Source organism: Microbacterium sp., assembly GCF_011620715.1.
Taxonomy (GTDB): Bacteria; Actinomycetota; Actinomycetes; order Actinomycetales; family Microbacteriaceae; genus Microbacterium.
Map to the genome: position 1 here is coordinate 1 of NZ_WOYP01000100.1, position 24,300 is coordinate 24,300.

A 24,300-nucleotide genomic window follows, 5' to 3' on the forward strand; every position below is an offset into this window, starting at 1 on the left:
CGCTGCCGGTCATGGTGTGGCTGCACGGCGGTGCCTACACGTTCGGCTCGTCGAGTCAGCCGATCTACGACGGGGCGGCGCTCGTTCGCACCGGCGACGTCGTCGTGGTGACGGTGAACTACCGCATCGGCGCGCTCGGGTTCCTCGACCTCTCGTCGTTCAGCACGCCCGACGTGCCGTTCGACGGCAACCTCGCGCTGAAGGACATCCTGCTGGCCCTGCACTGGGTGCAGCGCAACATCGACGCGTTCGGCGGTGATCCCGATCGGGTCACCGTGTTCGGCGAGTCTGCCGGCGGCGGTCTGGTCACCACGCTGCTGGCGACCCCGAGCGCCGAAGGGCTGTTCCACCGCGCGATCGCCGAATCGTCCCCCGCGACGAGCATGTACGGCCCCGCCCGGGCGCGCGAGGTGGCCCAGAAGTTCCTGCACGAGGCGGGTGTGGATGCCGCAGCCCTCGCCACCGTGCGCGACCTGCCGGTCGACGAGGTCGTGCGCGCGACGATGGCGGTCTTCGCCGCGGTGCCCGCCGAGGCTCCCGGCACGCTCGCTTTCGCACCGGTCGTCGACGGAGATCTGGTGCCCGAGGCACCGGCATCCGTGCTCAAGGCCGGACGCGGACTGCCCATCCCCCTCATGATCGGAACGAACCGCGACGAGGCATCGTTCTTCCGGTTCATGAAGAGCCCGCTGATGCCTGTCACGGAGGCCGATATCGAGCGGATGTTCGCCGACATGAAGGCCGAGAACCCCGAGGTCGAGCTTCCCTCGCGGCAGGCAGTGCTCGGCAGCTACGAGGGCGTGCGGCAGAGGGTGCTAGGGCTCGGCATCGCGCGCGACATCGCCTTCCGTCTGCCCACGATCTGGATCGCCGAAGGCCACTCCGCCGTTGCGCCCGTCTGGCTGTATCGGTTCGACCACGCGACCCGCGCTATGGACCTCATCGGCATCGGAGCCACGCACGGCGCGGAACTCGCATACGTGTGGGGCAATCTCGACACGGCCCCCAAGGATCCGACCTTCTGGCTGGGTGGGCGGCGCCCGGCCGAGCGCATCTCGGAGCGCATGAGAGTGCGCTGGACCGCCTTCGCGTCCGGCGCATCACCCGATGTCACGGATGCCGCACACTGGCCCGCCTACGAACCCGAGGCGCGCGAGACCCTCGTGATCGACACCGAAGACCGCACCGTCGCCGACCTCGATGCCGCTCTGCGCGCGGGCTGGGGAGACCGGGTTCTCGCGTTTCCGTAACCCCGGCGGCCGGAGTCAGCCACGGAAGTCGTCGGGGTCCACGTCGTCGAGAAAGCGCTTGAACTCGTCGAGCCGTTCGCGCGCCACCTCGTCCGGCACGATGTCCACCTCGTCGTCGCGGTCGTCCCCCACCGTCACCGTGTCGAGCACTCCCGCATCCTGCATGACTTCTTCGGAAACCCAGATGGGTGCATCCACGCGCGAGGCGAGCGCGACCGCATCCGATGGTCGCGCGTCCACGACACGCTCACCGAACGTGGTCGCGAGGGTGACCTCGGCGTAGAAGGTGCCTTCGTCGATGCGGGTGACCGCCACGGCGGTCACCGTGGCACCGACCGAGTCAAGCAGCGAACGCATGAGGTCGTGCGCCAGCGGGCGCGGCACATCGGCCCCCTCGATGGCGACCAGGATCGATGTGGCTTCCTGCGCGCCGATCCAGATCGGCAGCAGCCGGCCCTCACCCGGCGACCCGCCGACCGGCTTCAGCAGGATGACATGCTGTCCGGTGGGGTCGAGGGCGACACCGGCAACGCGAACCAGGATCATCGCTCCTCCTCCTGCTGCGATCGGACGTGCTGTGCCATGAGTACTCGCGCTAGGCATCGTAGTCTTCGGCCCGCCGCACGGTCAGAGGGCTCACGCGCGCCGCCGGGGGCATGATCCCTGAGGTCGTCTCCGCGCGGCCTTCATTCGCTCAGCGCGGCTCGACCTCGGGAAGCACCAGCGGGATCTCGCGATGGCGATCCCACGGCTCGGTCCAGCCGAGGCGGTCGAAGAGACCTTCAAGCAGCATTGCGGTGAATCCCCATACCACATGTTCGCCGTCACGCTCTCCGCGTTCGTCGAAGCGCGGCACGAGAAAGCCCGGTCCACGCCATTTCTGCCCGTCGCGGTTGATCACGGTCACGCCCCTGTTGGCTGGATCGAGCAGGTCGGCGACCGGAGCCCGGAACACGTCCGCCGACTCGGCCACATCGACGACACGGACCGGGGACGGCTGGCGCCACCACCCGACCACGGGAGTCACGAGATGCTGCGAGGTCGCCAGCGGCAGGGTCTCGAGCGTGCCCAGCACCTCGACGCCCGACGGGTCGAGCCCGGTCTCCTCCACGGCCTCGCGAAGCACGGCGGCGACGGGACCGTCGTCATCCGGGTCGAGGCGCCCACCCGGGAACGCGATCTGGCCGGGATGCGAGCGCAGCGTCGAGGCGCGCTCGAGCAGCAGTACGTCGAGATCACGCGAGACTGCGCGCGCGTGCGCCTCGTGATCGCTCGGCACGCCATCGAGCACCCCGAACAGCAGGAGCACCGCCGACGTGCGGGGATCGGTCGGTCGGGGCATGTTTGCGAATCCCTCGAATCCGCCCCCACCGCGACCGGCGGCCACTGCGTCGGCGAGCGCGACGAGCTGCGCCCGTGCGCTCCGCGGAGTCTGTTCGGCGGGCATTGGCTCAGGCTACGCCGGTTCACCGACGGCCGGCCGTCTGATCCTCATCGCTGAGAGTTTCGGCATCTGTCAAGCGGGCTGGGCGACGCGCAGGATCTTCGCCATGGCCTTGCCGCGAGCCAGCTCGTCCACGAGCAGGTCGAGGTAGCGGATCTTCTGCATCAGCGGGTCTTCGACCTCCTGCACCCGGACCCCGCACACCGTTCCGGTGATCAGCGTCGCATTCGGGTTCAGTCGCGCATCCGCGAAGAACTCCTCGAAGGTGGTGCCGTCGGCGAGATGCTTCTGCAACGCCGGCTCATCGAAGCCGGTGAGCCACTCGATCACCTGGTCGACCTCCGCCTTGGCGCGCCCCTTGCGCTCAGCCTTCGCGACATAGAGGGGATACACCGCCGCGAAGCTGGTCGCGAAAATCCTGCTCATGCAGCGATCCTAATCCTGGAGGAGTCATTCCAGGCGGGGCCCGTGAGCTGGGCCGACTAACTCACAGGCAGGCCTGCTACGCTGAATTCGCCCACTCGGGTCTTGCGTCGTCACCCACTGCCTCTGCACAGATGCGGAGCATGGCTCAACAGACAACCTGACGCCCGGATTCGTCGCATCGACATCCGCCCAACATCTCCTTCGACTCCCGCGCACGAGCGTCCCTATCGCCGCGCAGCCTCTGAAAGTTCACTTGACCACCGTCACGCACCCTTTCCCCACCCTGCGGGTCCCCCGCACCTCACACGTCCGCTCCGCACACTGCGGCGCGGCACCCCTGGTCGCTCACGCGGCCCGAAAAGTAAAAGGAATGACACGATGGCCACTGGCACCGTGAAATGGTTCAACTCCGAAAAGGGCTTTGGATTCATCGCCCCCGACGACGGTGGAGCCGACCTGTTCGCGCACTACACCGCGATCACCGCGAGCGGATACAAGGAGCTCACCGAGAACCAGAAGGTCGAGTTCGAGGCGGAGCGTGGCCCGAAGGGCATGCAGGCCGCCAACATCCGGCCGCTCTGATCTTCTCATCTGCCGGGACGGACTCGTCCGTCCCGGCAGACCCGCGGCCACCGTGTGAATCCGGGTCTCGGCCATCGCGTGACGCTGCGGACGGCCGCCGAGTGCGCCGTGCGGGGTACCCCGGATAAGCTCGAGCAGGTGCTGGGCGATTACGCCCCGCCGGCGAGGGGGTCATCGTGGACAAGATCGTCAGCAGCGCGGCGGATGCGATCGCCGACATCGCCCCAGGTGCAGTCGTCGCGATCGCCGGGTTCGGCGTGCCGCATCGATGGCCGAGCACCCTGGTGATCGCGCTGCGTGAGGCGGGAACGAGCGACTTGACCGTGGTGTGCAACGCGCTCGGGATGGGTCCGCTCTCGCCCCACATCCTCGCCGAGAACCGCCAGGTCTCGCGGCTGATCGCGGCGTTCTCGACCGTGGCAGGGATGCCGTCCGTCGCGGAGGAGCAGATCGCGGCGGGGCAGATGGCGTTCGAACTCGTGCCGCAGGGCACACTCGTCGAGCGGTTGCGGGCCGCGGGAGCCGGAATCGGAGCGTTCTACACGCGCACCGGCGTGGGCACCCCGGTCGCTGACGGCAAGGAGACGCGCGAGATCGACGGCGTCCCGTACGTGCTCGAGACCGCGCTGCCCGTGGACGTGGCCCTGATCCGAGCGCGCCAGGCCGACGCCGCCGGCAACGTCGCGTTCGCCGGTGCGAGCCAGAACTTCGCTCCGAGCTTCGCCCGCGGCGCGTCGCTCACGATCGTCGAAGCCGACGAGATCGTCCCTATCGGGGCGATCCCGCCCGAGCGCGTGGACTTGCCGGGCATCTTCGTCGATCGGGTCGTGGCATCGGCCGTCGGATCCGCGCTCACGCCACAGATGATGGCGGCGGCGCAGCGGCAGCAGGCGCCCATCGACCAGGCCCGTAGCTATCTGGGCCGACCGGGCCTGTCCCGCGAGCTGATGGCGTTGCGCACCGCGCGACTGCTGCGTCCCGGAAGCTACGTCAACCTCGGCATCGGCATGCCGACCCTCGTGGGGAATTTTCTGTTCGAGTCCGACGTCACGCTGCACGCCGAGAACGGCATCCTCGGCTACGGCGCGAGCGTCGACCTCGAGCAGGCCGATCCCGATCTCTACAACGCGGGCGGGCAACTGGTGACCGCCCTGCCGGGCGCGTCCTTCTTCGACAGCGTGGCCGCGTTCGAGATGGCCCGGGGCGGTCACGTCGACACGGTGATACTCGGCGGGTTTCAGGTCGATGCCGCCGGCAACCTCGCGAACTGGTCGACGCCTCAAATGGCCGGCGGCGGCGTCGGCGGCGCGATGGACCTGGTCGCGGGCGGGGCGGAGCTGATCGTGCTGATGGAGCACGCCGACCGCGGCGGCAACCCCAAGGTGCTGCGCCAGTGCAGCTATCCGCTGACCGGGGTCGGATGCGTCGACGTGATCGTCACCGACCTCGCCCTGATCCGGGTCACGCCCGGCGGACTCGTGCTCGAAGAGGTGGCACCCGGCTTCACCCCGCAGGAGGTCGCCTCGCTCACCGACGCCCCACTGATCGTTCCCGACACGGTCCCCGACATGGTGTGACAGCGCGCGTCCGAGTGTGTGAATCCGCCGGTTCGAGAGCCTGCTGATCAGCGCTTGTCCGAGGGCCGCTCACATGTGACGTTCAGGTGACGCACCGGACCTGTCCAGAAATCCCAGGAAGAGTCGTGGGCTTGTGTCCCCCTTGGGGATGCCTGGCGCCCTGCCCGAGGGCGCGGATCACCCATACGGAACCGGTTTCATGCGCTCCAACACACCCCCCACTTCTGCCCGCCCCGCTTCTGCCCGCCGCACTCTGCGTAAGGCTGCGCGCCGCGCTCGTCGCCGCCCCGCGATCATCGCGGCAGGACTCGCCTTCGCCGTCATCGCCACCGCGGGTGCCGGAGTCGTGCTGCCGACTTCGCAGGCTCAGGCCGGAGGCGCGACTGAGAACACGACGATGAACTTCGCCCTCGCGTCGTACTCCATTCCCCTCGAGCCGACGGCCGCCTACGCCTCCCCTGACAAGACCTCTGTCGACGCACGCAAGGCCCTCGTCGCCGCCGAGCAGACGATCGCTGCCGCCTCGACCATCACCTCCGACATCCAGGCCTCCGGCCTCGATGTCGGCGTGCCGGTGACGACCGTCGACACCGACGACCTCGCGGCCGCGGTGAAGCATCTCGAGGCCGCCACACAGCTGCCGGCACCGCTGGTCGCCGGCTTCAGTGAGAGGGTGACCGCCGAGGTCGCCTCGGTCGAGGCGGACATCAACGGACTTCGCGGCCGCCTTGACGCCGCCATCGCCGTCAAGGCGGCGCAGGACGCCGCGCAGGCCCAGGCCGCCGCTGAGGCAGCAGCAGCCGCCGCCGCCGCTGAGGCAGCCGCCGCCGAAGCCCAGGCCTCTTCGAGCAACCGCAGCAGCTCCCCCGTCTTCGCCGGACCCGGCACAAGCGCCGGTGACGCCCAGGCGATCGCGCGCGGCATGCTCGCCGGCTACGGCTGGGGCGACGACCAGTTCGGCTGCCTCGTCTCGCTATGGGACCGCGAGTCGGGCTGGAACTCACAGGCCTACAACGCTTCGAGCGGCGCGTATGGCATTCCGCAGGCGCTCCCCGGCAGCAAGATGGCCACTGCCGGAGCCGACTGGCAGACCAACGCGGCTACGCAGATCTCCTGGGGGCTCGGCTACATCGCCGGCCGCTACGGCAACCCGTGCGGCGCATGGAGCCACTCCGAGTCCAACGGCTGGTACTGATCCGGATGCCGGGGCCTTAGATCCTCGCCAGCTGAAGCGCCATGACAGACGCCTTGCGATCCACCGATCCCTTGGCGTTCGGCCGTACGATCGACCATGGCGCACTCGATGAAGACCGGAACCATCGTCGCAATCGTCGGCGATCAGTCCGAAGATGCCCTGGCCAGTCTCGACGGTATCCGCGGAGTCGACGTCCTGGCACTGCAGGGCAGCGAACCGGCTCTCGCCGCGCGGCGCATCGCGGCGGCGAGCACACCCTGGATCGTCCACGACGCCGACCCGCTCGAGCATGTGGCGGCCGCCTGGGTCGAGCTGTTCGAGGAGCGCGCGACGCTCGGCGCCCTGGAACTCGAGGTCGAAACCGCACTCGCGATGTTCAAGGACGGCCCGGCGCTGATGCCCGACTACTACATCGTGCTCGAGCCCGACAGCGCCCCCGGCACGTGGCGGCACTGGTGGTGCGGCGCACTCGGACACCATGCCCCGCAGCGAGTGCTCACCTCGCCGGCGCCGACGACGCCTCGGGATGCCGCTCTCCGGCGCCTGCTGAGAAACCTCCCGTCGTCGCGCCCCTGGCCCGACCCCGCCTCGTGGCTCCCCCACTTGCCGTTCGAGATCCCCGACCGCGTCGGACTGCGCGACGTGACATGACCCGCACCGAATGAAAGACCTGCGGCTCTGGGTGACGGCATCCGGCCCTGGCGGGCAGGACGGAGGTGTCTGGTCAGAAGCCTTGGACGATCGTGCCGACAATCCAGCCGATCGCCGTCGCAACGAGGATGCCCAGGGCGACGTATCCGGCGCACAGTCCTACGATCGCCATCACCCGGCCGATGCCGCCGATCCGCCGGGATCGGCTCAGTCCCACGTGACCGAGCGCGATCGCGACCACGGCCGGAACGACGGCGAGCATCGCCGCGAGCAGACCGAGAACAGGAATCGGGCTCCACGCACCGACCGCGAGGGCGAACAGTCCCACCACCAGAGCGGCGATCGCAGCTCCATTGCGCTGCGGCTTGCCCGTTCGACGGTCGATGAGTCGTTGTTCGGCCACAACTCACCATAGCCGCCCGACTACGGCAGGCGGCGGCCGACCCAGCCCGCGAGCAGTGCATGCAGCAGCGGGAGCACCGAGGTCGCCATGACCACTGCTCCGAAGACCACGTCGTCGGCGCGAAGGATGATGCCGCCGATGAAGAGCGCGGCGAACAGCACCGCTGAGATCACCCGACGCGCCGTGCGCTCGAGGCTGCCGATGCGCCGCTCGAGCTGCGGATTCACGACCGAGACCCGGCCCTGTTCGATGCGGGTCGTCAGGTCGTCGAGCCGCTGCGGCAGCCGCGCCACCGTACCCGCCGCCGACACGGCCTGCTTCGCGAACGCCTGTACGACGTTTCCGCCCTCTTGGCGGATCAGCTGGCCGGCGTAGGGCTCGACGGCATCCCAGATGTTGAACGAGGGGTTGAGCGAACTGCAGTTTCCCGACACGAGCGAGAGCGCGCGGATGATGAGCAGGAAGTTCTCGGGGAACTGCACCGGCAGCGAGCGTACGACGTCGCCGAACTCGATCGCGAATGCCCGGAACTCGCGAGGATCGACCTCCTGAAGCTCCGCGAAGCCCATCCCGCCGAAGCGGGCGAAGAGCTGGGTCATCGCCCGCTCGAGTTCTGCGGTGTCGGCCGACGGCAGCAGCACGCCCACCTCCCGAATGCCTTCCACCATGCCCTTGCCGTCGCGGGAGGCTGCGGCGATGAGCACCCGTCGCAGACCCTTGCGCAAGCCCGGCGGAACCTCGCCCATCATGCCGAAGTCGATGAAGGTGAGATGCCACGCGCGTTCCGAGGGTGCCTGCTCGCCATCGGTGTCGGCGTGGGGCGTGACGAAGATGTTGCCGGGATGCGGGTCAGCGTGGAAGAAGCCGTCCTGGAAGAGCTGGTCGAACATCACCGACGCGAACTCGATCGCGACCTCGGCGGGGTCGATGCCGGCTGCTCGCAGCCCGTCGATGTCGTTGATCTTGATCGCTGTGACGTCCTCCAGCGTCAGCACCCGTCGGGTGGTGCGCTCCCACACGATCTCGGGAACGCTCACGCGGCCATCCCCGGCGAAGTCCTGCGCGAACCGCTCAGCGTTCGCTGCCTCGTTCAGGTAGTCGATCTCCTCGAGGCTCGTGGCGGCGAACTCCTCCACCAGAGTCGGTGCATCGACGCGGTCGGAGACGAGCCGGATGCGGCTCAGCCAGCCGCCGACGCGGCGCAGCGCCCGCAGGTCGACGTCGACGATCTGGTCGATCCCCGGGCGCTGGATCTTGATCACGACATCGCGAAGTCCGGTGTCTTCGGCATCGGCATCCGACAGCCTCGCCCGGTGGGCCTGACCGAGGGATGCCGCCGCCAGGGGCACCGGATCGACGTGGTCGTATGCGCGCTCGAGCGGCACGCCGAGCTCCGCCTCTGCGAGAGCCCGGATCTCGGCGAAGGGGACGGGCGGGACCTCGTCCTGCAGCCCTTCGAGCTCTTTGGTGATCTCGGGTGGCAGCACGTCCAAGCGCGATGACATGAACTGCCCGACCTTGATCATGAGGCCGCCGAGGTCCACCGCGAGCGCGTGGAACCGCTGCGCGATGCGCTGCGCTCGCGCCCCGCGACCGCGCGCAGCGAGACCACCCAGACCGATACGCGGCAGGAACAGCTCGAACCACCACGTCTGCACGAGGTAGCGCGCAGCGAACCGGGTGATCCTGCGGTAGCGCGCACGCATATTCCGTACGTCGGTCATCGAATCTCCACGAATCCTTGAAGCTCAGTGCCGACGTGCGGCAGGCGCACGGTCAGTCTTGGGCGAGGATGGAGAAGAGCTTACGGCGCGCGTCGTCGAGGACGGCCACGGCCTCCTTCACCTGCGCCGGGCTGCCGGAGCGTCCTACCTGGGCAACGGCCTGTGCGAGGTCGATGCCGGCCTTCGGCAGGGCACTCGCGCGGCCGCTGTGTCCGCGGCCTCGGGCGCTCGATCCCTCCCACGGAGCGGACTCGGCTGCAGCGTCCGCCACCTCGCGTCCCTCTTCGGTCAACGAGTATGTCTTGCGCCCGCCCGACTCCTCAACCTTGATCAGACCTTCGTCGGCGAGCAACTGGAGCGTGGGATACACCGAGCCGGGGCTCGGCTTCCAGCTTCCCCCGCTGCGCTCATCGATCTGCTGGATGATCTGGTACCCGTGCATCGGCTTCTCTGCGAGCAGCCCGAGCACAGCGGTGCGCACGTCGCCGCGACCCATCCGGGTGCCGCTGCCGACCTTCTGCTCGAACTGTCCGCGCAGCTGCTCCATCGCCTCCCACAGACCGGTCATCGGCCGACCCTGACCGGAACCCCGCGTGCTCCCGCCGGCGCCGCCGCCGAACCAATCTCCGATGTTCGAACCGCTCATGATGACCTCCTCTGCGCCGTCGCCCGGTCTGGGCTCAGCGATACTCAACGATATATCGCTCAGAAGCCAGGTCAGGCGGGTTCCCGGGAGATTCCGAGGGAGCGACCGGACCACGACACTCAGTCAGACCTCTGACCGAAACACTCCAGGGCGGCATATTGCATCCGCGCGGTGAGATGCTGGTGGTATGCCGACCGAACCGCATCCCTCGACCGCGCCCGTGGACTTCTGGGAGGAACGCTACGCCGGGTCGTCACGCGTGTGGTCGGGAGCACCGAATCGCACGCTCGTCGACGTGGTCTCGTCGTTCGAGCCCGGGCGCGCGCTCGATCTGGGCTGCGGCGAAGGCGCCGACGTGATCTGGCTCGCGCAGCGCGGGTGGCAGTCGACCGGCATCGACATCTCGGAGACGGCGATCGCGCGGGCTCGAGCGGCGGCATCCGATCTCGGCCTGCCTCAGGCGCGCTTCGACGTCGCAGACCTCTCGACCTGGCGCCCCGACGGGCCGTACGAGCTGGTGACCGCGTCGTTCCTGCAGTCGCCCGTCGCCTTGTCGCGCCCCGAGATCCTGCGCTCGGTCGCGGACGTGGTCGCGCCGGGCGGGCACCTGCTCGTCGTCGCGCACGCCGCGGCGCCGCCCTGGTCGCGGTTGCGGCACACTGATTCAGACGGGCATCACGCCGACTTCCCGACGCCCGACCAAGAAGTCGCCGCGCTCGCGCTCGACACATCCGAATGGACCACGATCATCGCCGAAGTGCGCTCGCGGGATGCCGTCGGCCCCGCCGGCGAACAGGCGGTCCTGCACGATTCGGTGGTGCTCCTGCGTCGCGGGCCGGCCTGATTCAGTCCCTGCGCGCGCGCAGACGCACGATGAGCGCGGCAATGAGCCGCCAGCCGACGAGCAGCAAGAGCATCGTCGTGGTCGCGACGATGATGAAAGGCAGCGCTGTTCCCTGACCGGATGCCGCACGCAGCAGCATCCCACCGATGACCGTAGCCGCCCACACGCCGAGCCCCGTGCGCACCGGAGCAAGGGGTGCGCGCCAGGCCATTGTGACGAGCCAGCCGATGCCGAGGCTGATCAGGAACGGCCAGGCGGTCCGCCAGAGGCCGCCGAAGATGTCTGAGTCGTGGCTGGCCCGGCCGAGTGCGGCAAAGCCGACGACGAGCACGATGTCCAAGAGCAGCGCGAGAACGATCATGCGCGTCTGTGAACGCGGCATGGTGGGCACATCGGTCACGTCAGCACCTTTCTCGAGGCTGGAGACGGGGATTGGCAGCGCTCGGCAGGAGCCATTGGCCTGGCTGCGACGCGGCTCTATGGTAAGCACCAGATTTGCTGGCCCGTTGGGGCGCGCCGGTGGTCTTGCCGACGCATACCCGGATGCGATCGCCGCCGGCGACTCGATGACGTGACGCGGGATCCGGCCTGCCTTCCCGAGGGTCACTTCGCCACCAGCGGGATTCTGGCCACCAGCGGGATTCTGAAGGCAGGCGGAATCCGACTGGTCTGCCCGCGGGCGCGTGGCGGTTCAAGGCGCTACAGTACGAATCTCAACGCCCATGCGAACTCGCGCGCACCGAATGGACGACCGATGGCAGGACTCACCAGACGCCAGTTCCTCGCGCGCGCAGCGGTGCTCGCCGCCGCGGCCGGAATCGAGTTCGACACCCTCGCGCCATACCTCAGCGCTGGTTCCGCGAACGCGGCTCCGCTGGCCGACATCCCCACCACGCTTTTGCAGACGATCCTGCAGGGCGGCATCCGAGAAGGCCGATATCGCACCCTGGTGACAGGCCCGGGCGAGGCCCATGTTCCGCGACTGGACGTGCTGCGGGCAAAGCCGGCCGCGAGCCGCACCGCATCACGTCGCTCGCTCCTCTACCTCGGCCACCTCTCCGACCTGCACGTGATCGACGCTCAGTCTCCGGGACGCATCGAGCCCATGATCGTCCAGGATCACGCTGCCTGGGGATCGGCCTTCCACCCGCACGACCCGATGAGCGTGCACACCACGGCCGCGATGGTGAAGGCGTTCTCCGACGCGCGCTACAGCCCGCTCACCGGCGCCCCGATGAGCGCGGCGATCGTGACCGGCGACAGCGCGGACATGCACTCGCATCTCGAGCTGCGCTGGTACATCGACCTCATGGACGGACTCACCGTCAGCGCGGCGAGCGCAGGCTCGACCTACGAAGGAGTCCAGGCCTGGGCCGAGGCGGTCTGGGCGTATCGCCCGGTCGACCCTGCGGGAGGGGATTTCGGCGATTACGGCTTCCCGACCCTGCCGACCCTTCTTGACGAGGCGATCGCGAAGCCGGTCGCGTCCGTGGGGCTGCCTGCCCCCTGGTACGCCGTGTACGGCAACCACGACACGCTCCTGCTCGGCACGTTCGACCTCAGTCCTCAGCTGCGGGCGATGGCGATCGGCGGCCAGAAGTCGTACACGCTCGAGGCGACCGCGAGCAGCGCTCTGACGGGGTACGCCGCGACCGGGAGCGCTCTTCAGCAAGCGGGCAACGCTCTCGGGATGGCACTCGGGCGCAGCGGATTCAAGACTGTCTCAGCGAACCCGTCACGCCGTCTGTTCGAGCAGCGGGAATTCATGGCCGAGCATTTCGCCACTCAGCCGACCCCGGGTCCTGTCGGCCACGGCTTCAGCCGGCACAACCTCGAGACCGGCGAGACCTGGTGGATGAACGACCTCAGCCCCCACATCCGCGCGTTCGGCCTCGACACCTGCAACCAGGTGGCAGGACCGGACGGCGCGGTACCCGACGTGCAGTTCCGCTGGCTCGAGCGGGAACTGGAGAAGGCTCAGTCCCAGAAGAAGCTCGCGCTGATCTTCAGCCACCACAACAGCCTCACCCTCGAGAACCGGGCGCAGCGACCGGGTGACACAGAGGCACTTCACGGCGCGGAGGAGTTCGTCGACCTGCTGCTGCGCTACCCCGTCGTCGTCGGCTGGCTCAACGGGCATACCCACCTCAATCAGATCCTGCCGCACACGTCCGCGACGGGTGGCTTCTGGGAGATAACGACGGCCTCCTGCATCGATTTTCCGCAGCAGCAGCAAGTCGTGGAGATCATCGACAATCGCGATGGCACGCTCTCCCTGTTCACGACCGTGCTCGACCATGCCTCTCCCGCGGTTCCCGGCACCAGTGGCACCTACCTCGACCTCGCCTCGCGCAGCCGAGAGTTCGCCGCCAACGACTGGGCAGAGAGTCCCGTCATGCGCCGGGGCTCGCCCCTGGACCGCAACACGGAACTGCTGCTCCCGGCGCCGTTCGACCTCTCCGCGATCACGGATGCCGCTCTCGAAGCGCAGCACATGAGCGAACGCGCGCGCATCTTCGCCTACGAGAACAGGACGGACTCGTGAGCCACGCGCAGCGCACCGGCGCGCTCATCATGGCCGCGGCGCTGATGCTCCTCCTGGCTGGATGCTCTCAAATCGCCGCGATCGCACCCGTCGGCGGCGACCATCTCGCCGAGGTCCGGTTCGCGGCCAACGACCTGCTCCTGCAGGCGGACGTCGACCTGCTGACGGCGCCCGCGTGTACGACAGAGCCGGACGGCACGATCGCCTGCGAGGGTGAGACACTGCAAGGCGAGAGGATCACGGTCGAGTCCCCCGCGGACGAATCCCGATCGCTCACGGTCACGGTCGGATCAGACACGCTCTACTCCGGAAGCATCCAGAAGGTGCTCGAGAAATCGTCGAGGCCTGCCTCGTGAGCGCCTGGCGCATCGCCGCGCGTGCGTGGCGCGTCCTCATCCCCGCCGTCGCAGCCAACGCTGTCGTCCAAGCCGCAACGGTCGCCTTCTCTCTCACGCCCGCGTTCGAATTCGGATTCGTCCTGCTCGTGCTCATGTCGTTCGCGGCCCTGACCGCATCGCTGGCCGTGATCTCTGCGGCGGCTTCTGCCGCAGCCGCGACACGACGATTCCAGTGGCCGGGCTGGTGGCTATGGGCCGGCGCTGCCCTCGCGATACTGGCGACTACGGCATCCGGTCTCGCGAGTCCGGTGCTCGTGCCGGTCGTCGTCGTGCTCGTGCTCATGCTGCTCCCGGGTGTCGCAGCACGCGATCAGAGCACGCTCGCAGGGTTGCGGATGTTCCGTGCGGCTCCGTTGCACGCATCGCTGCTGGCGGTCGGTTCGCTGCTGACGGTCATCGTCCTCTGGATCCTCGGTCTCGTGCTGGGCTTGTTCGTGACCGGCCCGATCTCGGCGTTCATGACGTGGCTCGTCTTCGGAACGACCGCGGCGATCCTGGTGTGCGCATGGACGTCCATCGCCTTCACGTCCGGCGTGCGTTCCAGGTAGAACACGATCCGGTCTCCGCGCGGCGTGCGCGTGAGCATGTGCGGCTGCCGCCGCCCAGCGTCCGCTTCGCATTGCCTATGAGCTGGCTGTGATCAGCCGATTCTTAGTTCCGCCTCAGAATCGGCCCTCCACGATGAGGTCATGACCGCTCTCGCCCCGCGCACCCGGACGATCCCCGTGTCGACCGCCCCCGCCGCCGTCGCGGTGCGCCGCAATCCGCGCACCGCGCTCTGGCATGCCGCGGCGACGGCGGTCATCTGGCTCACCAGTCTGTTCGTGGTGGCCCTCTGGATCGCCGGCGGTGGAATCACGGCAACGCTCGGCTTGAACGCCGAGACGCTCACGACGATCGGCCGTCTGGCCGGCCTGGTGTCTGCGAACCTGCTGCTCTACCAGGTGCTGCTCATGGCGCGCATCCCCCTGTTCGAGAGGGGTTTCGGCCGCGACTCGATGACGCGGATGCACCGGTTCGTCGGGTTCTGGTCGTTCTGGCTCATGGGCGCCCACATCGTGCTCCTCGTCCTGGGGTATGCAGCCGCCGCCGCCATCAACCCGTTCCTGCAGCTGTGGCAGTTCATCTGGGACTACCCCGGCATGCTGCTGGCCACGGTCGGCACGATGTTCATCCTGCTCGTCGTGGCCACCTCGATCCGCAAGGCCCGCAAGAAGCTGCGCTACGAGTCGTGGCACCTGCTGCACCTGTACGCCTACCTCGGCGTCGGACTCGCGCTGCCACACCAGCTGTGGACCGGCGCCGACTTCCTGTCCTCGCCCTTGGCCACCGCGTACTGGTGGACCCTCTGGGCCGTGGCGGCAGCATCCGTCCTGGTGTTCCGCATCGGGATGCCGCTCCTGCGGTCAGCGCGGCACGGCATCCGGGTGACGGCCGTCGAGCGCGATGGCGACAGCGGAGTGACCGTGCGGATGACGGGGCGCAACCTGAACCGGCTGGGCGCCCGGGCGGGCCAGTTCTTCGTCTGGCGGTTCGTCGACGGAGCCGGGTGGACGCGCGGCCACCCCTTCTCGCTCTCCGGCGTTCCGGGACCCCGCGGTCTCTCGATCTCGGCTCGTGTCACGGGCGACGGCACGCAGCGGCTCACCCGCCTGCGCCCGGGCACCCGGGTGCTGATCGAAGGACCTTACGGGCACATGACGGGAGCGGTCCGCAAGGGCACCAAGCTGCTCATGATCGGCGCGGGCGCGGGTGTCGCGCCGCTGATCTCCCTGCTCGAGGAGCAGCGCTACGCACCCGGCGAAGCGACGCTCCTGACCCGCGACCACTCCGAGGGCGACGCGATGCGCCAGGACGCGATCCGCACCCTGGTCGCCCGCCGCGGTGTCGTTCACGCCCAGCTGTCCGGCCCCCGCAGCCCCGGAGCATCGTCGTGGCTGTCTGCAAGTCATGGTGCATGGCAGGGGCCCGAACTCATCCACTACCTCGCACCCGACATCGGCGCATACGACGTCTACCTGTGCGGTCCGGTGCCGTGGATGGACTCGGTCATCGGCGACCTGAAGAAGGCCGGCGTCGCCGCCGACCGCATCCACTCCGAAGCATTCACCGTCTGAGCCCCGATCCGCCTCGAGGAGCACATCATCAAGAAGATCGTCTACGCCGTACTCGCCACCATCAGCGGGCTCGTGCTCGTATTCAGCTACCGCACGTCACTGGACGCGGTCCCCCCGGTCGCGGTCACCGACCCCGCGGCATCCACCGGCAGCACGTCGTCCGGCTCGGCATCCACGACGGATGGTGAGTCGTCCAGCTCCAGCGGCTCGTCCGCCAGCACGACGACGACCGCGTCCGGCATGACCGACGGCACCTACACCGGTGGCGCGGCGAACACGCGCTACGGACCCGTCCAGGTGCAGATCACCGTGTCGGGCGGGGTGATCGCCGATGCGCAGGTCGTCGAATACCCGCAGAGCAACTCGCGCGACCAGCAGATCAACCAGAGGGCCATCCCCGTCCTCGTCTCCGAAACGACCCAGATGCAGAGCTCGCAGATTCACATGGTCTCGGGTGCGACCTACACCAGCCGGGGCTACATCGCCTCGCTGCAGAGCGCGATCGACCAGGCGAACGCGTGATGGGCGAGCGTCTGATGAACACGGCGGCGCGCGCGACCCTGGCGCGTTCCGTGCGGGTCGAGGAGATCATGGGGATGCCGATCAGCATCCACGTCCTGAACGAACGCGGCAGCCTCAGCCAGACCGCCGAGCGGGCAGTCGAGGCATGTTTCGCCGAACTCCGTGACATCGAACGCGTGTTCTCGACCTACCGCGACGACTCCGACATCCGCCGCATCGCGAAAGGAGAGCTGGACTCCGCCGACGCGGACGCGCGGGTCGCGGAGGTCGAGGCCGCCTGCCGCGCCGCCGCGATCGAGACCGGTGGCCTGTTCTCGGCGATGTGGCAGGGCTCATTCGACCCCACCGGCTACGTGAAGGGCTGGTCGGTCGAAAATGCCGCCTGCCGGCACCTCGCACCGCTGCTCGAGAGCGAAGTCGCGGTCGGCATCAATGCCGGAGGCGACATGCAGCTGTTCACCGCACCCGACTCGGACTGGCGGTGGAACGTCGGCATCGCCGACCCGCGCCGGCCGGGACAGGTCATCGCGACGCTCGAAGTGCGCAACGGCGCCGTCGCGACCTCGGGCTCCGCCGAGCGCGGATCGCACATCATCGACCCGCGCACAGGCGAGCCCGCTCGCGGGGTGGTGAGCGCCTCGGTCGTCGACGACAGCCTCACGCGCGCCGATCTGTGGGCGACCGCCGCGGTCGTCGCCGGCTTCGAGGATCGCTCCTGGGTCGCCCGCTCGGGCACCCGCACCGGTATCGTGATCGCCGACGACGGTCGCCTCACCCGCTGGCTCGACGGCACATCGGTCGATGTGGTCGCCGTCGATTCGGCGCTCGGCTGAGCTCAGCCGGCGACGGGCAGGCGAAGCAGGAACGTCGTTCCGGTACTCGACGTGCCCTCGACCGCCACGCTGCCACCCGCCCGGACCGCGACATCGCGGACGAGCGACAAGCCGAGCCCGAAGCTGCGGCGCCGACCGCTCTCGGTCGAACGGGCGAAGCGCTCGAAGACGGCGTCGGGGGCGATGCCGTGGATGCCTGATCCGTGGTCGGCAACACGGATCTCGGCAACACCGTCCTCGACCGTGGTGGTGACGGTCACCGCCGCGCCGGAGGGTGAGTACTGCACGGCGTTGTCGACGAGCGCGACCACGAGGCGCACGAGCGTGACGGTCGGCAGAGCGACCGCCGCAGACTGACGCACGTGCACCGCCAGAGTCACCCCGGCTTCGTCCGCGAGCGGACGCAGTGACTCGACCGCCGTCCTGACGGCTTCGTCGACGGATGCCGGATCCCCCGCGACCGCGCCGCCCTCTGCCGCCAGCAGCAGGTCGCCCAGCACATCGGTCATCATCCCGGCATCCCGTCGCAATTCGACGATCGTCTCCTCGATCGGCTCGCCGCGTTCGTGCCGCCGCTGCAGCACCTGGATGCGGCTCGTCAGCGTCGTGAGCGGCGTGCGCAGTTCGTGCGAGGCATCAGCGACGAAGTTGCGCTGCAGTCGCAGCGCGTCGCCGAGCGGCCGGACCGAGCGGCGCGCGGCAAGCCAGGCGACAAGGGCGAGCATCATCACTCCGAGGAGTCCGAGCACGATCACCCACGGGAGGATCTTGTCCGCGTCGATGACGAAGTCGTCGCCCGATCCCTCGTGAGGGAACCCGCCGCCGTGCTCGGCACTTTCGGGGCGCCGGCTGACCAGGATCACCGCGAGCAGGATCCCGGCTCCGGCCGCGATGACGATCGCCGACGCGACGGCGACGTAGAGGCCGATCGACAGCGCCGCCCGCTGCACGCGGCGCCGATCGTCCAGATCGCTCACGAAGGGTTTCCCGCGCGGTAGCCGCGTGCGCGGACCGTTTCGATGATGTCGCGCGTCGACTTGCGCCGCACATAGTGCACGTACGTGTCCACCGAGCCGGTCGTGTCGCCCTCGCGGAACACCGTCTTGAGGATCTCGTCACGACTGAAGACGTGCTCGGGGCTGCCGCTCAGCAGCTCGAGCAGCGCGCTCTCCGTCGCGGTCAGGGCGACCCGGTAGCCGCTCGGGTCGTACAGGGCCTGCGAGGCGGGCGTGAAGGTCCAGTCGCCGAGGCGTCGGCGACCGCCGTCCGCCTGGAAGCCACGGCGCAGCGAGCGCAACCGGGCGAGCAGCTCGTCGTAGTCGAACGGTTTGACGAGGTAGTCGTTCGCGCCGCCGTCAAGTCCCGACACGCGGTCATCGACCGAGCCGAGCGCCGTCAGCATCAGGATCGGTGTCGTGATGCGCGCCGTGCGGACGGCGCGGACGAACTCCACACCGTCCATGCCGGGAAGCCGGCGATCGACGATCATGACGTCATACCGTCCGTTCAGGGCGAGACGCAGAGCCTCCTCGCCCGTGGGCGCATGCTCGACGTCGTACGCCTCCGACAGCACTTCGACCGTCATCGCCGCAATGCTCGGGTCATCCTCGACATACAGCAGGATGCCGCGCTCCGCCCCGCTGTTCTCGGACACGCCCACCTCCCCACCTCGCCTCGGACAGAGCCTACGACCAGAGCCGATGCGCCGACTGCGACCACTGCGAAGGTTCGCCGCGCTTTCGCGCACCGGCCGTCCGGAACGCTGGTTGACTGGAGACATGGCGGACGTCGCGATGTTCCCTCTCGGTGCGGTTCTCTTTCCCCACACGCCGCTGGCGCTGCGGATCTTCGAGGAGCGCTACCTGATGATGCTCGGCCGGCTGCTCGAGGATGACGACCCTCAGTTCGGGGTGGTGCTCATCGAGCGCGGCAGCGAGGCCGGTGGGGGCGACCAGCGCTTCGCGATCGGCACCATGGCTCGGATCACGAACGTCATGGCCGCAGAGCGCGACATCCACCTGATCGCCGTCGGCGGGTCCCGCGTCGAGGTGAGCCAGTGGCGCGACGACGACCCGTACCCGACGGCGACCGTGCGCGAACTGCCCGCGCTGGTGTGGGACGACGCGCTCACGCCCCTGCGCAACGAAGCCGAGCGCATCGTCCGGCGCGTGCTCTCGCGCGCCGCCGAGTACGCCGAGGTGCGGTGGGATCCGGACATCGAGCTGTCGGACGACCCGCTCGAATCGAGCTGGCAGCTCGCCGCGATCGCCCCGCTGGGTCAGCTCGACCAGTTCCGCCTGTTGCGGTCCACCACGGTCGGGGGGCTGCTGCGCGAAACCATAGACCTCACACTCGCGGCCGAGCCGGTGCTCACCACGACGGCCGACGACGCCGCATTCGACCAGGCGCTGGTGAACCTGCTCGAAGAGGACGCAGATACCGAGGATGATGACCCGGATGCTGCGCCCGACGCCCGGCCGCCGGCGGACTGAGAGCTACCAGCCCCGCGTGCCCGGGTCACCCTTGAAGGGGCCGACGATGTCGGAGGTCACCCAGCCGCCGTAGAAGCCGCCCGGCTGCGGGAGGACATCTTCACCGTCGACCGTACACCGGTCCATTTTGCCCGCGTAGAGTGCGACCCGGTCGGCGAGGAGCTCATACCCGTGGGAAGGTGTCGGATAGTTCCAGCCCGCGCCGTGTGCCGTGATGTCGCCGCCGACAACGTCGAAATAGCGGGCGTAGCCCTTGAACTCGCAGAACGACGAACCGCGCGCCGCAACGAGCGCGCCGTCGGCGAACGCCGTGATCGGCAGATAGTAGACCGGCGGGTGGCTCGTCTCCAGTACGCGCACCACATCCGTCGTGTCGAGGATGCGCTGCCCGCCCAGGTCGATGGTCACATGACGATCGACGGCCTCGATCCGCGGCGGGCGCGGATAATCCCACACGGATTCCTGACCGGCGGTGATGGGGTACGGGGCAGGATGCGGCATCCCTCCACGCTACGCACGATTTCGGCGGCGAGGGCGGTCAGGCCGGCTGTGCGGCGCGCAGCGGCGCTGCCGAAGCTCATGCAGCGACCTCCGCGCGATCTGCGACGATCGCGCGCACGGCCGCCCGCCCCGCGCGATTCGCGCCGATGGTGGACTGCGACGGCCCGTAGCCGATCAGGAAAAGCCGCGGCTCGTCGAGCGCGCGCCCGTCGGCGACGCGGATGCCGCCTTCCGGCGTGCGCAGCCGCAGCGGCGCCAGATGGTCGAGCGCCGGCCGGAATCCGGTCGCCCACAGGATGACGTCGGCTGCGAAGAAGGAGCTGTCGGGCATACGCACACCGTCCGCTTCGATCGAGGCGAACATCGGATGACGCACCAGCACGCCCCGCTCTTGGGCCGCGCGCGCCCACGGCGTCCAGTGCATGCCCGTGACCGAGATCACGCTGCCCGGCGGCAGCCCGCGCCGCACCCGATCCTCGACGCCCGCGATCGCCGCGACCCGTGCCGGAATGTCGAAGGCCTCTTCCGACCAGTCGGGCTCACGTCGGGTGACCCAGAAGGTCTCGGCGACGCGCGAGATCTCGTCGAGCAGCTGCACGGCCGAGATGCCTGCGCCGACGACAACGACGCGCCTGCCGGCGAATTCGTCCGCCGAGACGTAATCCGCGACGTGCAGCTGACGACCGCGGAACCGGTCCTGCCCGGGGTAGTGCGGCCAGAACGGGCGAGTCCAGGTGCCGGTCGCGTTGATGACGTAGCGCGCCGCCCATCCGCCGGCGTCGGTGTCGACGACGAGCCGGCCGGTGGCGCTGTCATCCTCGCGGCGGACGGCGGTCGCCCGCACCGGTCGCCGCACCGCGAGGTCGAATTCTTCCTCATAGGCGCGGAAGTAGGGCGGCAGAACCTCGCGGCTCGCCCTTTGCGGGTCGGCGGGCGGCACGGCATACCCCGGCAGCTCGTGGATGCCGTTCACGGTGGCCATTCGCAGCGACGCCCAGCGGTGCTGCCACGCTCCCCCGGCCTCGGCGTTCGCGTCGATCACCACGAAGGTCCCGGTGCCGGGCGGCGCCTGGGCGACCGGTGCGAACCCGCGTCGCCGCAGATGGTATGCGGCCGAGAGCCCTGCCTGACCCGCGCCGATGACGACGACGTCGACGGGTGCGTACTCCACGCAGCGATCCAACGCCGTCGGCGGCGGCGGGATTCCCGCCCGCCGCCGGTGCGGCAGCAGCGACCGCGCGGTAGATTGCACGCAGATCGGCGGCCGACCTCGAGGATGCGCAAGATCATGGCAGCACGACCCATCACCTCTGCGGCGGCCCTCGCGTGTGCCGCGGTGCTCGTGCTCATGCTCTCGCTCGCCGCGTGCACCGGGTCGGCCGCTCCCCCGGACTCGTCGGCTGCGTCACCGGGCGCCGTCGACGACGTCGCGGGGCTCGTCGACGTCGGCGGAGGCAGAAGTCTCTGGCTCGAGTGCCGTGGCACGGGTTCACCGACGGTGGTGTTCCTCTCGGGCACGCGCGGCGCGGCCGACGAGTGGAGTACGCTGCTGCCGGATGCCGACCCCGGCACCGTGTCGACCTTCGACGCGGTCTCGCAGACCACGCGGGCGTGCGCGTACGACCGCCCCGGCACCACCGTCGCCTCGGGCGAGCCGACGACCTCGAGCGCGGTGCCGCAGCCGACCACGGCGGTGCAGGGTGCCGCCGACCTGCACGCGCTGCTGGCGGCCGCCGACCAGAGCGGACCCTACGTGGTCGTCGGCCTGTCGTGGGGAGGCCTGATCGCGCAGCAGTTCGCGCGGACCTACGCCGACGAGGTGGCGGGCCTGGTGCTGCTGGATTCCGCCGGCGAGTACCTGCAGGCGACGTTCACCGTCCGGCAGTGGGCGGCATGGATGGCGGTGGTCGCCGGCAGCATCGACGCGGCCGGTTCTGAGGTGCCGTCCTACGAGCCCAGCATCGCCGAACTGCGCGCCACCCCCGCGCCGCCTGCCCTGCCGACGGTCGTGATGTCATCGGATCAGCCGTGGGATCTGCAGGTGACGCCGGGCGAGTCGACCTGGCCGGGATGGGTGGCGGCTCAGGCCGACCTCGCCCAGTCGCTGAATGCGACGCACATCACCCGGACCGACAGCGGACACGGGCTGCCGGTCGAGCAGCCCGCCCTCGTGACGGCGGCGATCCTCGAGGTCGTTGACGAGGCTCGTTGACGAGAGCTGTGCGACGCCGAGCGCGTCGCACAGGCGCCTGTGCTACCTGCCGACCTGGACGGTGAAGGTCACATCTTCGATGCCGCCGTCGGAGTTCGACAGAACGACCTCGGTGGAGCCGTCCGCGAGCGCCTTGACGCCGGGGTTGAAGGTCGCGCCGCCCTCCTCGTAGCCCTTCACGAACTCGGCGACCGCGGTGTCGGCGACCTCGCCGCTGTAGCTGTCGACAGCGAGATCGCCTGTGTTGATGTTGAGCACCTGACCGACGACGAGCTCGACCGTCTCGCCCTGCAGGTCGCCGGCATCCATCGTCACCGGCGCGATCACCGGAGAGTTGCTCTGCGCGCACGCGCTCATGCTCACCGAGAGCATGAGAATGGCGGCGGCACCGATCAGTCTTGAAATCTTCACGCCGTCAGTATGACAGCGCCACGGGCACGGCGAAGAGCCGTCGCGGTTGCATGGGTGTGGATAAGTCCGGTCGATCGGGAGGGATCGCGACTACCGTGGTCGGATGATTTCCCGTGTCGCTGCCGTGGCGGTCGCGCTGGTGCTGGTGGTCGGGATGACGACCGGGTGCCAGCCCGAACCCGCCCCGTCGCCTTCGGGTCCGATCTTCGCGAACGAGGACGAGGCCTTCGCCGCCGCGGAGCAGACCTACCGAGCGTACGTCGATGCCCTGAACCAGGTGGATCTCAGCGATCCGGAGACCTTCGAGGCCGTGTACGCCTGGACCACGGGCGATGCGAATGCCGAAGCGCGCAAGCTATTCAGCCAAATGCACGCTGACAGCTGGGTGGTCCGCGGCGAAAGCCTGCCCACGATCGTGAATCCGCGTGTGTGGGGTGGGCCGACGCAGTCTCAGATGGAGGTTTCTGTCTGCCTCGACGTTTCACGCGTTGAGTTGCTAAACGAGGCCGGAGAGTCTGTCGTTAGTCCTGATCGGCCGGATGTGCAGAGCATGTTAGTCAACATGTTCACCTCCCTCGACACGGCGACAGGCTGGATCATCGAGGACTTTGAGGGCCGCGACGGCGAGCCGACATGCGACTGATTGGACTAGCAGTCCTCACTGCGGCGGTGATCACTGCCCTCAGCTCGGCTGCTTCAATACCCGCACAGGCAGCTGGCGATGACTGCGACTTCAGTGGCTGGCAAAGTGTGTGCTCGGTCTCGAATTCGGGCGAGCAGGTCGACATCGGTGCCAGCATCGGCAACCCTGCTCCGCCGGCGGGTGACGAGCAGGCGGAGCTCGGCGAACTCACGCCGAGCGAGCCCGTGGCCCCGCAGCCGATCACCTGCACTCGGGCGTACTGCGGCGGCTTCCTCGTGATCACCCCGCCCGATGTCACGGCCGCAGACCTGGTCTCGTTCCGGCCCGCTCACCCGTCGCTCACGGGCGAGCCTGCCGGGTTCGGGATCGTCGGGGCTCCCACGAACGTCGTGGCGGCGGCATCCGAGCAGTACCTGACCGGAACCCTGCTCGGCTGGGATGTCACCGTCCGCTTCGTGCCCGCGGGCTATGTCTTCGATTACGGCGACGGATCAACCGCGCGGTCCACGACCGGCGGCACGAGCTGGGCGGCCCTCGGCCAGGCGCAGTTCACGCCGACTGCCACGAGCCACGCCTACCGCGAGCGCGGAACCTACCCGATCGGCGTGACCGTTCAATACGCGGCTTCCGTCGATTTCGGCTCGGGCTCGTGGCGCCCGGTGGCCGGCTACGTGACGGCGTCGAGCGGAGGGTACGACGTTCAGGTCCTCGAAGCGCGCACGGCACTTGTCGGCAAGACGTGCCTCGAGAACCCGGGTGGTCCCGGCTGCTGAGCGCCCACAAGCGCGCTCTGCGCGGAGCGTCACGCCCCCACCCGCGTCGCACCGCCGTGGCAGGATGAGCGCGTGACCGACCGCCTCATGCTCCTGGACTCCGCGTCGCTG

At 69.0% G+C, this 24,300-nt stretch carries 29 protein-coding genes; 16 read left to right on the plus strand and 13 right to left on the minus strand.

All coding sequences use genetic code 11. The annotated features are described in order from the left end of the window. Positions 1-1,250 (plus strand): carboxylesterase family protein (locus QZV84_RS09810; protein WP_292828945.1); only part of this gene is annotated, 1,250 nt, incomplete at its 5' end. 15 nt (positions 1,251-1,265) lie between these two features. Here the strand turns inward: QZV84_RS09810 and QZV84_RS09815 are convergent. From QZV84_RS09815 to QZV84_RS09825, 3 genes are all read right to left on the minus strand, one after another. Further along, positions 1,266-1,796, minus strand: coding sequence for a bifunctional nuclease family protein (locus tag QZV84_RS09815; protein WP_292828947.1), 531 nt, complete (start codon positions 1,794-1,796; stop codon positions 1,266-1,268). A gap of 148 nt (positions 1,797-1,944) precedes the next feature. Continuing rightward, positions 1,945-2,592: a CoA pyrophosphatase gene (locus QZV84_RS09820; protein ID WP_292829004.1), complete on the minus strand. Its 648-nt coding sequence runs from the start codon at positions 2,590-2,592 to the stop codon at positions 1,945-1,947. Positions 2,593-2,766: 174 nt separating this feature from the next. After that, positions 2,767-3,120, minus strand: a complete 354-nt coding sequence (locus tag QZV84_RS09825) for a DUF2200 domain-containing protein (RefSeq protein WP_292828949.1) — start codon at positions 3,118-3,120, stop codon at positions 2,767-2,769. Positions 3,121-3,498: 378 nt separating this feature from the next. Between QZV84_RS09825 and QZV84_RS09830 the strand changes: the two genes are divergently transcribed. From QZV84_RS09830 to QZV84_RS09850, 4 genes are all read left to right on the plus strand, one after another. Next, on the plus strand, positions 3,499-3,702 hold the full coding sequence (locus QZV84_RS09830) for a cold-shock protein (RefSeq protein ID WP_292828951.1): 204 nt from the start codon (positions 3,499-3,501) through the stop codon (positions 3,700-3,702). A 176-nt stretch (positions 3,703-3,878) separates the two neighbouring features. Then, positions 3,879-5,279 carry a 3-oxoacid CoA-transferase subunit B gene (locus QZV84_RS11470; protein WP_363331900.1) on the plus strand — a complete coding sequence of 467 codons (1,401 nt, stop codon included), beginning with the start codon at positions 3,879-3,881 and terminating at the stop codon, positions 5,277-5,279. 199 nt (positions 5,280-5,478) lie between these two features. Next, on the plus strand, positions 5,479-6,474 hold the full coding sequence (locus tag QZV84_RS09845) for a lytic transglycosylase domain-containing protein (protein ID WP_292828953.1): 996 nt from the start codon (positions 5,479-5,481) through the stop codon (positions 6,472-6,474). Between the two features lie 96 nt (positions 6,475-6,570). Further along, complete coding sequence (locus QZV84_RS09850; RefSeq protein WP_292828955.1) at positions 6,571-7,125, plus strand: hypothetical protein; 555 nt, start codon at positions 6,571-6,573, stop codon at positions 7,123-7,125. 73 nt (positions 7,126-7,198) lie between these two features. Here the strand turns inward: QZV84_RS09850 and QZV84_RS09855 are convergent, their stop codons facing one another. From QZV84_RS09855 to QZV84_RS09865, 3 genes are read right to left on the minus strand one after another with little or no spacing between them, the layout of a single operon-like run. Next, positions 7,199-7,528: a hypothetical protein gene (locus tag QZV84_RS09855; protein ID WP_292828957.1), complete on the minus strand. Its 330-nt coding sequence runs from the start codon at positions 7,526-7,528 to the stop codon at positions 7,199-7,201. A 20-nt stretch (positions 7,529-7,548) separates the two neighbouring features. Then, on the minus strand, positions 7,549-9,252 hold the full coding sequence (locus QZV84_RS09860; protein WP_292828958.1) for an AarF/UbiB family protein: 1,704 nt from the start codon (positions 9,250-9,252) through the stop codon (positions 7,549-7,551). A 52-nt stretch (positions 9,253-9,304) separates the two neighbouring features. After that, on the minus strand, positions 9,305-9,898 hold the full coding sequence (locus QZV84_RS09865) for a PadR family transcriptional regulator (protein ID WP_292828959.1): 594 nt from the start codon (positions 9,896-9,898) through the stop codon (positions 9,305-9,307). Positions 9,899-10,085: 187 nt separating this feature from the next. Between QZV84_RS09865 and QZV84_RS09870 the strand changes: the two genes are divergently transcribed. Continuing rightward, positions 10,086-10,742 (plus strand): methyltransferase domain-containing protein, encoded by a 657-nt coding sequence (locus tag QZV84_RS09870; RefSeq protein WP_292828960.1) that lies wholly within the window; start codon positions 10,086-10,088, stop codon positions 10,740-10,742. A 1-nt stretch (position 10,743) separates the two neighbouring features. On the opposite strand, the gene QZV84_RS09875 is transcribed toward QZV84_RS09870, so the two are convergent. Continuing rightward, positions 10,744-11,142 carry a DUF3054 domain-containing protein gene (locus QZV84_RS09875; RefSeq protein WP_363331901.1) on the minus strand — a complete coding sequence of 133 codons (399 nt, stop codon included), beginning with the start codon at positions 11,140-11,142 and terminating at the stop codon, positions 10,744-10,746. Positions 11,143-11,496: 354 nt separating this feature from the next. Between QZV84_RS09875 and QZV84_RS09880 the strand changes: the two genes are divergently transcribed. From QZV84_RS09880 to QZV84_RS09895, 4 genes are all read left to right on the plus strand, one after another. After that, a complete protein-coding gene (locus QZV84_RS09880; RefSeq protein WP_292828962.1) occupies positions 11,497-13,287 on the plus strand; it encodes a TIGR03767 family metallophosphoesterase in 1,791 nt (596 codons plus the stop codon). Further along, positions 13,284-13,643 carry a hypothetical protein gene (locus QZV84_RS09885; RefSeq protein ID WP_292828964.1) on the plus strand — a complete coding sequence of 120 codons (360 nt, stop codon included), beginning with the start codon at positions 13,284-13,286 and terminating at the stop codon, positions 13,641-13,643. Before QZV84_RS09880 ends, QZV84_RS09885 begins: the two co-directional genes overlap by 4 nt. Further along, positions 13,640-14,233: a hypothetical protein gene (locus QZV84_RS09890; protein ID WP_292828966.1), complete on the plus strand. Its 594-nt coding sequence runs from the start codon at positions 13,640-13,642 to the stop codon at positions 14,231-14,233. The genes QZV84_RS09885 and QZV84_RS09890 overlap by 4 nt, the downstream gene beginning before the upstream one ends. Positions 14,234-14,374: 141 nt before the next feature. Then, positions 14,375-15,802 carry a ferredoxin reductase family protein gene (locus QZV84_RS09895; protein WP_292828968.1) on the plus strand — a complete coding sequence of 476 codons (1,428 nt, stop codon included), beginning with the start codon at positions 14,375-14,377 and terminating at the stop codon, positions 15,800-15,802. Between the two features lie 86 nt (positions 15,803-15,888). On the opposite strand, the gene QZV84_RS11475 is transcribed toward QZV84_RS09895, so the two are convergent. Next, positions 15,889-16,044, minus strand: coding sequence for a hypothetical protein (locus QZV84_RS11475; RefSeq protein ID WP_363331902.1), 156 nt, complete (start codon positions 16,042-16,044; stop codon positions 15,889-15,891). Here QZV84_RS11475 and QZV84_RS11480 point away from each other — a divergent pair. Continuing rightward, a complete protein-coding gene (locus QZV84_RS11480; protein WP_363331903.1) occupies positions 16,043-16,324 on the plus strand; it encodes an FMN-binding protein in 282 nt (93 codons plus the stop codon). The two genes, QZV84_RS11475 and QZV84_RS11480, sit on opposite strands and share 2 nt — an antisense overlap. Further along, positions 16,324-17,157, plus strand: a complete 834-nt coding sequence (locus QZV84_RS09905) for an FAD:protein FMN transferase (RefSeq protein ID WP_292828970.1) — start codon at positions 16,324-16,326, stop codon at positions 17,155-17,157. The genes QZV84_RS11480 and QZV84_RS09905 overlap by 1 nt, the downstream gene beginning before the upstream one ends. Positions 17,158-17,159: 2 nt before the next feature. Here the strand turns inward: QZV84_RS09905 and QZV84_RS09910 are convergent, their stop codons facing one another. Together QZV84_RS09910 and QZV84_RS09915 are read right to left on the minus strand one after the other, a co-directional pair. Continuing rightward, positions 17,160-18,134, minus strand: a complete 975-nt coding sequence (locus QZV84_RS09910) for a HAMP domain-containing sensor histidine kinase (RefSeq protein WP_292828972.1) — start codon at positions 18,132-18,134, stop codon at positions 17,160-17,162. After that, complete coding sequence (locus QZV84_RS09915) at positions 18,131-18,811, minus strand: response regulator transcription factor (protein WP_292828974.1); 681 nt, start codon at positions 18,809-18,811, stop codon at positions 18,131-18,133. The genes QZV84_RS09910 and QZV84_RS09915 overlap by 4 nt, the downstream gene beginning before the upstream one ends. A 124-nt stretch (positions 18,812-18,935) precedes the next feature. On the opposite strand from QZV84_RS09915, the gene QZV84_RS09920 reads away from it, so the two are divergent. Next, a complete protein-coding gene (locus QZV84_RS09920) occupies positions 18,936-19,649 on the plus strand; it encodes an LON peptidase substrate-binding domain-containing protein (protein ID WP_363331904.1) in 714 nt (237 codons plus the stop codon). Between the two features lie 3 nt (positions 19,650-19,652). On the opposite strand, the gene QZV84_RS09925 is transcribed toward QZV84_RS09920, so the two are convergent. Both QZV84_RS09925 and QZV84_RS09930 read right to left on the minus strand, forming a co-directional pair. After that, positions 19,653-20,150, minus strand: a complete 498-nt coding sequence (locus tag QZV84_RS09925) for a DUF427 domain-containing protein (RefSeq protein ID WP_292828976.1) — start codon at positions 20,148-20,150, stop codon at positions 19,653-19,655. A 76-nt stretch (positions 20,151-20,226) separates the two neighbouring features. Next, positions 20,227-21,321, minus strand: a complete 1,095-nt coding sequence (locus QZV84_RS09930) for an NAD(P)-binding domain-containing protein (RefSeq protein WP_292828978.1) — start codon at positions 21,319-21,321, stop codon at positions 20,227-20,229. Between the two features lie 117 nt (positions 21,322-21,438). On the opposite strand from QZV84_RS09930, the gene QZV84_RS09935 reads away from it, so the two are divergent. Further along, positions 21,439-22,362, plus strand: coding sequence for an alpha/beta hydrolase (locus tag QZV84_RS09935; protein ID WP_292828980.1), 924 nt, complete (start codon positions 21,439-21,441; stop codon positions 22,360-22,362). 42 nt (positions 22,363-22,404) lie between these two features. Here the strand turns inward: QZV84_RS09935 and QZV84_RS09940 are convergent, their stop codons facing one another. Then, positions 22,405-22,773, minus strand: a complete 369-nt coding sequence (locus QZV84_RS09940; protein WP_292828982.1) for a hypothetical protein — start codon at positions 22,771-22,773, stop codon at positions 22,405-22,407. A gap of 103 nt (positions 22,774-22,876) precedes the next feature. Here QZV84_RS09940 and QZV84_RS09945 point away from each other — a divergent pair, with 103 nt between their 5' ends. Next, positions 22,877-23,416 carry a hypothetical protein gene (locus QZV84_RS09945; RefSeq protein ID WP_292828984.1) on the plus strand — a complete coding sequence of 180 codons (540 nt, stop codon included), beginning with the start codon at positions 22,877-22,879 and terminating at the stop codon, positions 23,414-23,416. 107 nt (positions 23,417-23,523) lie between these two features. Beyond that, positions 23,524-24,189 carry a hypothetical protein gene (locus QZV84_RS09950; RefSeq protein WP_292828986.1) on the plus strand — a complete coding sequence of 222 codons (666 nt, stop codon included), beginning with the start codon at positions 23,524-23,526 and terminating at the stop codon, positions 24,187-24,189. The last annotated feature ends 111 nt before the right edge of the window (positions 24,190-24,300 follow it).